The sequence below is a fragment of the Xanthomonas sp. SHU 308 genome, from assembly GCF_000364645.1.
In the GTDB taxonomy this organism is placed as follows: Bacteria; Pseudomonadota; Gammaproteobacteria; order Xanthomonadales; family Xanthomonadaceae; genus Xanthomonas_A; species Xanthomonas_A sontii.
Window position 1 is genome coordinate 1 of the sequence record NZ_AQOK01000320.1, and the last position, 12,470, is coordinate 12,470.

At 69.4% G+C, this 12,470-nt stretch carries 11 protein-coding genes; 4 read left to right on the forward strand and 7 right to left on the reverse strand.

Annotated features, from left to right (window positions below):
- Positions 1-361 precede the first annotated feature (361 nt).
- The 4 genes from D588_RS0111320 to D588_RS0111335 all read right to left on the reverse strand — a co-directional run bounded on the left by D588_RS0111320 (position 362) and on the right by D588_RS0111335 (position 5,572).
- Entirely contained in the window at positions 362-1,861 is a 1,500-nt protein-coding gene (locus D588_RS0111320; RefSeq protein ID WP_026143604.1) for a diguanylate cyclase, read from the reverse strand.
- Positions 1,858-3,120, reverse strand: coding sequence for a WD40 repeat domain-containing protein (locus D588_RS0111325; RefSeq protein ID WP_017916059.1), 1,263 nt, complete (start codon positions 3,118-3,120; stop codon positions 1,858-1,860). Before D588_RS0111325 ends, D588_RS0111320 begins: the two co-directional genes overlap by 4 nt.
- 156 nt (positions 3,121-3,276) lie before the next feature.
- On the reverse strand, positions 3,277-4,407 hold the full coding sequence (locus D588_RS0111330) for a PilT/PilU family type 4a pilus ATPase (protein ID WP_010344137.1): 1,131 nt from the start codon (positions 4,405-4,407) through the stop codon (positions 3,277-3,279).
- 127 nt (positions 4,408-4,534) lie between these two features.
- Positions 4,535-5,572 carry a type IV pilus twitching motility protein PilT gene (locus D588_RS0111335; RefSeq protein WP_010344138.1) on the reverse strand — a complete coding sequence of 346 codons (1,038 nt, stop codon included), beginning with the start codon at positions 5,570-5,572 and terminating at the stop codon, positions 4,535-4,537.
- Positions 5,573-5,672: 100 nt separating this feature from the next.
- On the opposite strand from D588_RS0111335, the gene D588_RS0111340 reads away from it, so the two are divergent.
- The 4 genes from D588_RS0111340 (at position 5,673) to D588_RS0111355 (ending at position 9,263) form a co-directional block, all read left to right on the forward strand.
- Positions 5,673-6,350 (forward strand): YggS family pyridoxal phosphate-dependent enzyme, encoded by a 678-nt coding sequence (locus D588_RS0111340; RefSeq protein ID WP_255325449.1) that lies wholly within the window; start codon positions 5,673-5,675, stop codon positions 6,348-6,350.
- Positions 6,351-6,666: 316 nt separating this feature from the next.
- The gene (locus D588_RS0111345; RefSeq protein WP_017913913.1) at positions 6,667-7,695 is read left to right on the forward strand and encodes a hypothetical protein; all 1,029 of its coding nucleotides are present in this window, start codon (positions 6,667-6,669) and stop codon (positions 7,693-7,695) included.
- Between the two features lie 128 nt (positions 7,696-7,823).
- Entirely contained in the window at positions 7,824-8,669 is an 846-nt protein-coding gene (gene proC, locus D588_RS0111350; protein WP_017916061.1) for a pyrroline-5-carboxylate reductase, read from the forward strand.
- Between the two features lie 141 nt (positions 8,670-8,810).
- On the forward strand, positions 8,811-9,263 hold the full coding sequence (locus tag D588_RS0111355) for a DUF4426 domain-containing protein (protein WP_017916062.1): 453 nt from the start codon (positions 8,811-8,813) through the stop codon (positions 9,261-9,263).
- 548 nt (positions 9,264-9,811) lie between these two features.
- On the opposite strand, the gene D588_RS0111360 is transcribed toward D588_RS0111355, so the two are convergent.
- The 3 genes from D588_RS0111360 to D588_RS0111370 form a co-directional block, all read right to left on the reverse strand.
- The gene (locus D588_RS0111360) at positions 9,812-10,270 is read right to left on the reverse strand and encodes a DUF6491 family protein (RefSeq protein ID WP_017909671.1); all 459 of its coding nucleotides are present in this window, start codon (positions 10,268-10,270) and stop codon (positions 9,812-9,814) included.
- 115 nt (positions 10,271-10,385) lie between these two features.
- Positions 10,386-11,297, reverse strand: coding sequence for a M48 family metallopeptidase (locus tag D588_RS0111365; protein ID WP_017909672.1), 912 nt, complete (start codon positions 11,295-11,297; stop codon positions 10,386-10,388).
- Positions 11,298-11,354: 57 nt separating this feature from the next.
- The coding region (locus D588_RS0111370; protein WP_017916063.1) for a formylglycine-generating enzyme family protein at positions 11,355-12,470 on the reverse strand (1,116 nt) is incomplete at its 5' end.

Genomic DNA, 12,470 nt, shown 5'->3' on the forward strand with positions numbered 1-12,470 from the left:
CGCGCCGCAAGCGCGGGCCGGGGCGCGGAGCGGGGGTTAGGGTGAGTGTCCGACGCGAAGCGACGCGCTGGCTTGATCTACGAGGCTTCGCCCGTACCCTCATCCGCCCCTTCGGGGCACCTTCTCCCGAGGGGAGAAGGAACAGCAAAGCCCCTCTCCCACCGGGGCGACAGGGTGCGGCCTGCGCGCCACTGGCGCGCGCACCCTGGAGCGCCCGCGCCGCAAGCGCGGGCCGGGGCGCGGAGCGGGGGTTGGGGTGAGGGTACGGCGCGAAGCGTCCCGCCGAACCAAGACCACGAGGCTTCGCCCTCCCCTCATCCGCCCCTGCTGGCACCTCCTCCCGACGGGACAAGCGGAACCCTCAGCGCACAGCCACCGCGCGGCGCTGCCGCTTGTCCGCGTACATCTCCGCATCCGCGCGGGCGAGCAATTCCTCCAGCGCCTCCGCATCCAGATCCCGCCGGTGGCACAGGGCCAGACCGAAGCTGGCCGACAGTGCGGTTGCGAATCCGTCGTCGTCGCCGGGCTTGGCAAGCGCACCGCGCAGCGCGTCGATCAGCCCCTGCGCCCTCTCCGGCGTGGTCAGCGGCAGGTAGAGCGCGAACTCGTCCCCGCCCCGGCGCCCCAGCAACTGGCCCGGCCGCAGGCAGCGCCGGCAGCGCTTGACGAAGGCACGCAGCGCCGCATCCCCGGCGGCGTGTCCGAACTGGTCGTTGATCGCCTTGAGGTTGTCCATGTCGGCGACGATCACCGCCAGCGGACGTGAGTCCTGCGCGGCCACTTGCAGATCGTTGAGCACCTGCTCCAGGAATCCGGTGCGCGACAGCGCCGCGGTCACCGGATCGCGCACCAGCGCATGGCGCAGCCGCGTGTTGTCGGCATAGAGCCCGGGGACGGCCAGGCCGAAGTAGCTGTTCGCCGCCAGGCTGATCATGGCGAACTGCAGCGCAAGCGCCTGCGCCTCGAGCCGCAGCAACGGCGTGGCCACGGCGATCAGCAGGCTGAAGGCCGCAATCGCCACCAGCGCCTGCAGCATCCCGTGGGTATGCACGATCCACAACTGGATCACCACCACCACGAACAGCGCGAACACCACGGCCGGCTGCCGCGGCAACGCCGCCGCCAGCGCCATCACCGCCAGGGTGACGCCGAGCAGCAACGCGAGCTTGACCAGATAGGCAGAGACGCTTCCGGCCGGCGCGACCATCCCCGACAGGCGCGGGATACCCGGCTGCGGCACGATCTGCAGCCACTCGGCCAGGCGCAGCACCCCGACGATCGCCAGCGGGCCGAGCGCCAGCAGGCCGGCGTAGTCGCCGATCGCCCAAGGGATCAACTGCGCCAGCATGCTCGGCAAGTCGATGGCGCCGGTGACGGCCAGCCCCGCGCCGCCCAGGCAGGCAGACAGCAGCGACGCCACCCCGCCCCCCAGGATGAAGCAGGTGACCACACGTGGCAGGCTGCTCGAGGACACCCCGCGGCCGACCAGGCGCAGCAGCCAGGCCAGCCCACCCCAGACGCAGAACTGCTGGGCGGTGAACAACAGCGCGTACCCCAGCACCGCCCGACCGGGAACCACGGGGTGGCCGCTGGTGCGATAGAAGCTGAGCAGCGTGGCCAGCACGCAGGCGCTGGCGATCGCCGGCGCACCGCGCCAGCCCAGCACCATGAACGTGGCCAGCGTCACCGCCACCGGCGGGAACCACAGGCTCGCATGCGGCTGATAGTCCAGGACCCGCGCCAACTCGAAGACCGCCAGCCACGCCCCCACCAGCACCACCGACAGCACCAGCAGCGCGCCGGGACGGCGCGGCGCCGCGACGCGCGTACGCAACGGCGCCTCGGCGTCCCTGCCTGTCATCCATCCGACTCCGCACGGCCACGGCCGATCGCCGAACCGGGGCCGACGAAGGCGGTGACCGAGCCGTCGTCGCTACCGCCCACCACCACGGTGGCACCGCTGTTCAGCCGGATCGGCCAGCTCATGTTGTCCGTGCCATAGGACCAAAGCGCCGTGCCATCGACCGCGTTCCAGAGGGTGAACCCGCCGGGCGTCCCGTCGGGATGGCCATCGGCCAGTCCCAGCCAGCGCCCGTCGGGGTCGAACGCCAGGCAGTTGGGCGAGTGCGCGCTGTGCGCGGTCCACTGCAGCGTCGCGGCGGTGCCGGCATCGGCGTACACGGCAATGACGCCACCGCCGCTGAGATTGCCTGCGATCGCGACCTTGTCGCCGGCGCGATCGCAGGCCACTCCGTAGATGGTCGTGGCGCCTTCGGGCACCGTCTGGGTCCAGGCCGGCCCAGGGGTTTTCTGGAACGCCGCCACGTCGAACGCGTACAGCGTGCCGTCGCTGGCGCCGGCATAGGCCCTGCGCCCATCGCCGGACAGCACCGCGCCGTGGGTGTAGGCGCCGTTGGGCAACTGCCAGCGCGCCAGGGCCGCCGCTTGTCCGGACGTGATCGAGAACAGGACGATCTCGCCGTGATAGCTGGCCACCAGCCCGGTGGCGCCGTCTGCGGCGATGCCCGTGGCGACCACGGTGTCGCCCTTGCCGCTCAGGGCGATGCACACGGGCGCACCGAAGGACGCGTCGCCCTCGCGGCAGAACAGATAGCCCTGCTCGGCCCCGGCCAGCAACGTTTGCCCACGCGCGTCCAGCGACACCATGTTGCCGCGACCGGGGAGCGCATAGGACAGCAATTCCTTCCCGCCCGAGACCGCCCAGGCACCGATGAAGCCGGCGTACGGTTGCTGGCTCTTCCAGCCGCAGCTGGCCATGGTGCCCCCGTCCCCCGCGACATCGACCCAGTACACGCCCTGCCAGCCTTCGAATTCCTTCTTCAGCAGCAGGTTGCCGGCCCCATCCCAGGCGTAGGTGCCGTAACACCCTTGCTGATCGTTGCCGACGTCGCTGCGCGTGGCAGCAGGCGCGATACGCTCGAAGACCTTGCGCTGCTCGACAGGCACTGCGTCCAGCCCGGACGTCTGCGTCGTATCGCTGTAATCGTGGAAGAAGGTGCCGGCGACGATGACATTGCCATCGTCGGACACCGCCACGGAATTGATGTAGTCGCCGGCATGCGGCTCGTTCGACCAAAGCACTTCAGGCAGTTCGTTCATGGCGGCTTCCCTCCCTTCGGCTGACGCGTCCACGATGGACCGACGACGGACGCTTGATTGAAAACTCGACACCCGCACAAGAACGCGAGACAACTGGCGCGATCCTGGTTCCGCACCGGCGCACCCTGCGGCCGGCCCTGCGCTCGCCCACCAGGCTCAGCGCACCTCGGCGATCTCGACCCCGTCCAGGCCCTGCGCCAGGGTGCGCGCGTCGCCGCCCTGCGCCAGCTTGATGCGCAGGCGCACCTCGTTCTGCGAATCGGCGTGGCGCAGCGCATCCTCGTAGCTGATCTCGCCGGCCTGGTACAGCTCGAACAGGCTCTGGTCGAAGGTCTTCATGCCCAGGTTGGTGGACTCCTTCATCACGTCCTTGAGCTTGTGAATCTCGCCCTCGCGGATGTAGTCCTGCACCAGCGGCGTACCGAGCATGATCTCCATGGCCACGCGGCGGCCCTTGCCGTCCGGGGTCGGGATCAGCTGCTGCGCGACCACGCCGCGCAGGTTCAGCGACAGGTCCATCAGCAGCTGGCTGCGGCGGTCCTCGGGGAAGAAGTTGATGACGCGGTCCATCGCCTGGTTGGCGTTGTTGGCGTGCAGGGTGCACAGCACCAGGTGGCCGGTCTCGGCGAAGGAGATGGCATGGTCCATGCCCTCGCGGGTGCGCACCTCGCCGATCATGATCACGTCCGGCGCCTGGCGCAGGGTGTTCTTCAGCGCGTTCTCCCAGCTGTCGGTGTCGATGCCGACCTCGCGCTGGGTGATGATGCAGCCCTCGTGCTTGTGCACGAACTCGATCGGGTCCTCGATGGTGATGATGTGCCCGGTGGAGTTCTGGTTGCGGTAGCCGATCATCGCCGCCAGCGAGGTCGACTTGCCGGTGCCGGTGGCGCCGACGAAGATGATGATGCCGCGCTTGGTCATCGCCAGGGTCTTGATCACCGGCGGCAGGTTCAGCTCGTCCACGCTGGGAATGCGCGTCTCGATCCGGCGCAGCACCATGCCGACCTGGTTGCGCTGGTAGAAGCAGCTGACGCGGAAGCGCCCGACCCCGGCCACGCCGATGGCGAAGTTGCACTCGTGGGTCTTCTCGAACTCCTCGCGCTGCGCCGGCGTCATCACGTTCAGCACCAGGTCGCGGCTCTGCTGCGGGGTCAGCGGCGTCTGCGTGATCGGGGTGATCTTGCCGTGCACCTTGATCGCCGGCGGCATGCCCGAGGTGATGAACAGGTCCGACGCCTTCTGGTGCGCCATCAGTTTCAGGAAGGAGGTGAAGTCGATGGTGCTCATGGTCGGCTCCTTCGGAGCTGAGAATCGGGAATGGAGAATCGGGAATCGCAGCAGCGGGCATCCGGAAGCGGGAAGGATGGGGCGGTTGCTCTTCCCATTCCCGATTCCCTATTCCCGATTCCCGGCCTCACTCGAACAATCGTTTGTCCTTGGCGTACTCGCGGGCCTGGTTGCGGGTGATCAGGCTGCGCTTGACCAGGTCCTGCAGGTGCTGGTCCAGGGTCTGCATGCCGTTCTGCTGGCCGGTCTGGATCGCCGAGTACATCTGCGCGACCTTGTCCTCGCGGATCAGGTTGCGGATGGCGGGGGTGCCGACCATGATTTCCCAGGCCGCGGTGCGGCCGCCGCCGACCTTCTTCAGCAGCGCCTGCGAGATCACCGCGCGCAGCGACTCGGACAGCATCGAGCGCACCATCGGCTTCTCGCCGGCGGGGAACACGTCGATGATGCGGTCGATGGTCTTGGCCGCCGAGCTGGTGTGCAGGGTGCCGAACACCAAGTGGCCGGTTTCCGCCGCGGTTAGCGCCAGGCGGATGGTTTCCAGGTCGCGCAACTCGCCGACCAGGATGATGTCCGGGTCTTCGCGCAACGCCGAGCGCAGCGCCTCGTTGAAGCCGTGGGTGTCGCGGTGCACCTCGCGCTGGTTGATCAGGCACTTCTGCGAGGTGTGCACGAATTCGATCGGATCCTCGACGGTGAGGATGTGGCCGTATTCGTTCTTGTTGATGTAGTCGATCATGCCGGCGAGCGTGGTCGACTTGCCCGAGCCGGTCGGCCCGGTGACCAGGATCAGGCCCTGCGGCTGGTCGATCAGCTGGCGGAAGATCGGCGGGCAGCCCAGGTCTTCCAGGGTCAGCACTTCCGAGGGAATGGTGCGGAACACCGCGCCGGCGCCGCGGTTCTGGTTGAACGCGTTGACGCGGAAGCGCGCCAGGCTGGGAATCTCGAAGGAGAAGTCGACCTCGAGGAATTCCTCGTAGTCGCGGCGTTGCTTGTCCGACATGATGTCGTAGACAAGCGCGTGCACCTGCTTGTGGTCCAGCGCCGGAATGTTGATGCGGCGGACGTCGCCATCGACCCGGATCATCGGCGGCAGGCCCGCGGACAGGTGCAGGTCGGACGCCTTGTTCTTGACCGAGAACGCCAATAGTTCAGCGATATCCATACGCTGCTTTTCCCCTTGGGCTGCGACTGGAAGGATGATTCCCCGGCCGGCAGTATAGCGCCCTTCCCTTTGCCGGAACGCCGCCGTGCCCCTCTCTCCGCTGCAACAGATTCGCCTGGACATGGACCGCGCCGCCGACGCCGCAGGGCGCCCGCACGCGCAGTTGCTGGCGGTGTCCAAGACCAAGCCGGCCGAGGCCGTGGCGACGCTGGCCGCGCAGGGGCAGCGCGCCTTCGGCGAGAACTACGTGCAGGAAGCGGCGGCCAAGATCGCCGCGCTGGCCGAGGCCGGACTGGAATGGCATCTGATCGGCCACCTGCAGTCGAACAAGGCCGAACAGGCGGCGACGCTGTTCGACTGGGTGCAGACCGTGGACCGGCCCAAGCTGGTCGCCGCCCTGGCCAAGGGCCGCGCCGCAGCACCCGAACGCGCGCCGCTGAACGTGCTGATCCAGGTCAACATCGACGACGAGGCCAGCAAGCATGGCTGCCAGCCCGACGCCGTGGACGTGCTGGCCGCGGCCATCGCCGCGCAGCCGGCGCTGATGCTGCGCGGACTGATGGCCATTCCCGCGCCGTGGCCGGAGGCCGAACGCCGCATCGACGCGTTCGCGCGCATGCACGCCCTGTTCGCGCGGCTGCGTACCGCCCACCCGCAGGTCGACACCTTGTCGATGGGCATGAGCGGCGACTTCGCCGACGCCATCGCCGCCGGCGCCACCATGGTGCGGGTCGGCACCGCCCTGTTCGGGGCGCGCGGTCCGCGCGCTTCCGGCTGACCCCCCTGCTGCCGCGCCGCATTACCGCAGTGCCCGTGACACCGTGATGATTTGTCTACGGCCGCTTCAAAATCGATTCACCAACATCGGAATTCTGTCGTAGGCGATCTCGTTGAAAACCATAGAATTTCGGGATGAATGAAAGGTTCGCGCCGACAGTGCTTCCTGAACCATGCGACACGGTTGCAAACCGTTAATTCAGTCACGTTTCAGACGCGCGCGCTTCGCTTCCATGGCGGCCGACCGCGGGTACTCCGCAGTCCATTGCCGAATGCGCTCGGCTCGAACGAGGTCACAGATGCAAGCATCCACCCGATTGCTGTTCGCCTCCTGCGTCATTGGTCTGCTGCACGTCCCCGCGGCCATGGCCGCGCCGACGGCGACGCCGGCCTGGACCAACGAAGAAGCGATGATGTCGCCCGCGGAAGTCCAGGCACGCACCGCCTGGCGCGAAACCATGGCGCATCAACCGACGCCGGCGGAAGGCTGCTTCCATGCCAACTTCCCTGATACGCAGTGGCAAACGGACGTCTGCAAGACCCTGACCCGCCGCGTGCATCCGATCCCGCACAAGATCCTGTTCGGCGCCACCGAGACCACCGGCAACGGCTACGACTACGCGCTGCGTTCCAGCAGCCTAATCAGCAAGGTCGTGGGCAGCTTCCCGCAGGTGACCGGCGTGACCTCGGAGAAAGGCGTGGGCGTGGCCTCCTTCGGCGGCGGCGGCATCCTCGGCCCGAACGAGTACTCGCTGCAGATCAACTCCAACTACAACGCCACCACCAGCGTCTGCGGCGGCCGCTCCGGCTGCACCGTGTGGCAGCAGTTCGTCTACGCCACCGACTACGAGACCCAGGGCCAGGCTGCGGTGTTCATGCAGTACTGGCTGATCGGCTACGGCAGCAGCTGCCCGAGCGGCTGGATGAGCGGCGGCGGTTCGGACTGCTACCGCAACAGCAATGCGGTCAGCGCGCCGGACGTGCCGGCCACGCAACTGGCCAACCTCAAGCTGACCGGTTCGGCCACCGCCAACGGCAACGACACCATCACCTTCACCAACAACGGCACCGCCTACAGCGTCAGCGCCAGGGACAGCGTGGTCAAGCTGGCCACCGTGTGGAAGGACGCCGAGTTCAACGTGGTCGGCAACGCCGGCGGTTCCAGCGCCAACTTCAACTCCGGCTCGTCGATCACGGTGAAGGTGGCCGCCACCAACGGCTCCACCGCCGCCCCGACCTGCGCGGCCAATGCCGGCAGCACCGGCGAGACCAACAACCTCAACCTGGGCAGCTGCTCGACGGCCGGCGGCAGCACGCCGTCGATCACCTTCACCGAGTCCAACTGAGTCCGTCGCGCCGGTCCGCATGGCGGCCGGCGCGTTCTTCCGCAGCGTGACCCGGACTGCGCCGCACCGCAGCAACGCGGCGCGGCGCAGCCGCTACCATGGCGCTCCCTCTTTGCGACGGTGCGCACATGGCTTCCGCTTCCCCCGATTCCCAAGCGGCCGATATCGCCTTCATCGGCGGCGGCAACATGGCGCGCAGCCTGATCGCCGGGCTGGTCCGGCAGGGCGCCGATCCGCGCCGCATCCGTGTGGCCGAGCCGGTGGCGGCGCTGCGCGAAGCCCTGGTCGCCGAGTACGGCGTCCACGCCGTCGCCTCCGCGGCCGAGGCCGCCGACGGCGCGGCGCTGTGGATGTTCGCGGTCAAGCCGCAAGTGCTGCGTGGGGTCTGCACCGAACTGGCCACGCTGGCGCAGGCGCAGCGGCCATTGCTGGTGTCCATCGCCGCCGGCATCACCACCGCGCAATTGGACCGCTGGCTAGGCGGTGGTCACACCCTGGTCCGCGCGATGCCCAACACCCCGGCCCTGCTCGGCGCCGGCGTCACCGGCCTGTTCGCCAGCGACGGCGTCGATGCCGGCCAGCGCGCTCACGCCGAGCGCGTATTGGCCGCGGCCGGGGTCACCGTGTGGGTCGAGGACGAAGCGCTGATCGATGCGGTCACCGCGGTGTCCGGCAGTGGGCCCGCCTACGTGTTCCTGCTCGCCGAGGCGATGGAAGCGGCCGGCATCGCGCAGGGCCTGCCCGCCGACACCGCGCGCACCCTGACCCTGCAGACCGTGCTCGGCGCGGCGCGCATGCTCACCGAATCCGGCGAGGCGCCGAGCGAACTGCGCCGGCGGGTGACCTCGCCCAACGGCACCACCCAGGCCGCGATCGAGACCTTCCAGCGCGGTGGCTTCGAGGCGCTGACTGAAGCAGCGATCGCCGCGGCGGCGCAACGCGGCCGTGCCCTGTCCGCCGCCAACGACGACTGAGCGCGGCGGGCACCAGACGGGCACGGACGGTACTCGGCATCGGCGTCGCTCCCTCGTACACTGCGACTCCTGCGCGCCGTCCGTATCCCCCGGGCGACTGCGTAAGACCTGTTGTTCGCCACGCCAACCCGGAGAACGCCGATGCGTGTCCTGCCCGTTGCGCTGCTGTGCCTGGCCCTGGCCGCCTGCTCGGACCAGGACACCCCACGCCCGGCGACACTGCTCGCCGCCACCCCGGCGCAGGCCGATTTCGGCACGCTGCGCGTGCACTACAACGCCTTGCCCACCCTGGCGATGAGCGAAGACGTGGCGCGCCGCTACGGCATCGCCCGCGAGGCCGACACCGCGTTGGTGATGATCGCGCTGCGCACCCTGCATGGCGGCGAGGAAGCACCGGCTGTGGGCACGGTGGAGGCGGTGGCGACCGACCTCAGCGGCCAGCGCCAGCCGGTGGCGCTGCGCGCGGTCCGCACCGACGCCTACACCGACTACGTTGGCACCGTAAGCAGCAGCGCCCACGACCAGCTGCGCTTCGTGGTGCAGGTGCGCAGTGCCGACGGCACCGGCACGGTGCGCTTCACCCGTAACTTCTAGCGCGTAGCGCGCGTCCGCGTTGCGCAGGCAAGACAAACCGCCGTAGCAGCGGCTCTTGTCGCCTGTTTGGGAACAGCCGCGACCGGGAATCCCCGGTCGCGGCTGCAACCGCGCCTACGGAAAGATCGATAGACCGACCGGCGCAGAGCGAGCGCGGTCAATTGTGGGAGGGACTTCAGTCCCGACGCGGTAGCGGTGGACGTCGCGGCATTGCCGCTTATGTGCGCTCAGATGATGCGCCGGACACTGCATGCAGTCGGGACTGAAGTCCCCCCCACATCGTCTCGATCGCACATCGTGGCGCCGTCGCGGGTCGTAGCAGCGGCTCTTGCCCCTGCTTTGGGATCAGCCGCGACCTGGCGTTACCGGGAAAGCCCGGTCTAGGCTGAAGCCGCTCCTCGCGTGCGCCCTGGAGCTATTTGGCCTTGCCGCACACCGCATGCAGCCGCACCTGACGCAACAGGCTGCACCAGCAAGCGACGGCGCGACATCACACTAGCCGCACCACCGCGCGCGCCGCCTCGCGAATCCCGAATCCCGGCACTGCGTCAGCTCCCAGGCGCCTGCTGCGCCCGCTCCTGCACCTTGGCCTCGCGCAGTTCCTTCTCCGAGGTGCGCAGCGCCTTGACGTCGAGCGGGCGGATGCTGTCGATGCGGCACGGCAGGCGAATCGCGGCGGGGCCGCCGCCGAGCACCAGCACGTCGTCGAACTTAGCCGAGACCTGGCTGCCGAAATGGGTGATGGCGATGCTGGGGGCGAAATCCAGGTCCTGGCAGGTGCCGGCGAATTCCAGCAGATAGGCCTGGTTCGGGCGCGTCCACACCGCCAGCGCGCTGTCGCCGAGTGCGGTCCAGCCACTGAGCCGGTTGAAGTACTGGAAGTCGCGCACCGGCGCACCGGCGTGGGCGCGGTACAGGGTCAGACGCTCGTCGTCGCTGAGCCGGTTGGTGGCACAGCCGGCCAGCACGGCCGTGGCGACGAGGGAGGACAGCAGCAGGCGTTTCATGGCAGTGCTCCCGATGGTGTGGAGCGCATCATGCGCCCGCCGCCGTGCACGCGAGCGTGGATAAGCGCGCGGCGTTCAGCGACAAGGCAGCCAACGCGTGCGGCGACAGCAGCGCTTACTGCGAAGCACCACGCGCGGACTCGCAGAAGCGCTGCCGGTACTCCAGCGCCTTGGGCATCAGCGCCTGCAGGTTCTGGATGCGGGTGCCCGGATTGGGATGGGTGGAGGCGAACTCCGGCGGCGCCTGGCCGCCACTGCTGGCGCTCATCCGCTCCCACAGCGGCACCGCCTCGCGCGGGTCGAAACAGGCCGCCGCGGCCAGCATCAGGCCCACTTCGTCGGCCTGGGTCTCGTGGCTGCGCGCGTACGGCAGCAGGTAGCCATAGCCCATCGCCGCCATCGCCATCTGCTGCTGTTGCGGATCCAGGCCGCCGGCGGCGCCGGCCATCTGCCCGATCTGGGTCAGCTTCTGCTGGGCCATGCGCTGCGCGCCATGCCGCAGCAGCGCATGCGCGATCTCGTGGCCCATCACCACCGCCATCGCGTCGGCGTTCTTGGCCACCGGCAGCAGCCCGGTGTAGACCGCCATCTTGCCGCCGGGGAGGCAGAACGCATTGGCCTGGTCGGACTCGATCACGTTGACGTCCCAGTCGAAGCCGCGCGCGTAATGCTTGGCCTGCATGCCGTGCTCGGCGGCCAGCGCGTCCTCGACCACGTCGACCTTGGCGATCAGCCGCTGCGCGATCGCACGCACCTGCTGCGCCACCTGCGACTGCGGATCGACCGGATGTTCCTGCGCCAGGATCTCCTGGTACGCCTGCAGACCCAGCGCCTTCTCGTCCTCCACATTCAACGAGCGGTCGATCAGCACCTGCTCGCCGGTGTACGGATCCTCGCTGCGGTTGGAGAACCAGTAGAACCCGGCATACACGGCAAAGCCCAGCAGTACCAGCCAGCGCACCCCGCCCAGCGGTCCACGGCGGCCGCCGCCCGGTTCGCCGCCCTGGCGGCCGAAGACTTGGTTCATCGCACTGCCCCTCGCTGACTGGTGAGGCAATCTAGCGCCGGCACCGGCGCGGCGGCGTCAAATGCCGCGCACCAGGCGGAAGCCGACGCGTGCGCTGGTGCTGTCCGAATCCTGCATCAGCCGCCAGGCCGCGCGGGTCTGCTCCGGCGCATTGGCCCAGTTGCCGCCGCGCACCACCCGCGAGCGGCAGCCCGGGTTGTACCAGGCCGCGCCGTCGGCCGGCGCGCGGCGATAGCTGGCGTGCCAGCAGTCGGCGACCCACTCGCTGAGGTTGCCGGCCATGTCGTGCAGACCCCAGGCGTTGGCGGAAAAACTGGCCACCGGGGCCGGGCCCCAGAAGCCGTCGGTGTAGCCGACGAAGGCATTGCGCCAGTGCCGCCCGCTGGGCGAGACGTCGCCGCCGCCGGTGAAGTTGCCGCTGCCGCGCGGCGGCGTGCCGGCGTTGCCCCAGGGATAGCGGCCGCGGCCGCCGGCGCGCAGGGCGTATTCGAACTCGGCCTCGCTGGGCAGCCGGTAATGCCGCCCGGTCTGCTGCGACAGCCAGGCCGCATAGGCCTCGGCGTCGCGCACGCTGACGTGCATCACCGGGCTGTTCGGCGCCGCCCGCGCGCCCTGGTAATCGGACTGCCAGTCAACGCCGTTGCGGCGCACGAAGTTGCCGCTGCGCTCGTCGTAGACGGTGGAGTGGCCGCGGCGGGTGGCGCGCGGACGCGCATTGGTCGCCTCCACGAAACGGCGGAACTCGGCCACGGTGACCTCGGTGATCGACATGGCGAAACCGCGGTCGAAGCGCACGTAGTGCTGCGGCATCTCCGCCGGCGAGGCGCCGGGTTCGGTCTCGGCCGCGCCCATGCGGAAGCCGCCGTGCGGCACCACGATCATCTGCGGGCCACGCCCGCCGTCGTGCATGCCGTCGGTGAACACCTGGCCGGGGCGGAAACTGCCGTAGTGGGTGGCCAGGTCGATGCGTTCGCGCAGCATCGCCGCCACCGGGTCGCCGGGATCGGCGATGCGCAGCACGTCGCCCAGGCGCTCGCGCGCCGACTTCAATCCGGCCGGGGTGGCCAGATCGCGCAGGCCGGCATCGCGCAAGGCGGCGATGCGCGCCACCCGCACCTGCTCCACGCGCTCGCGCGCGTCGTGCACCGTGGGCGCGTCCTCGCGCACCCGCGC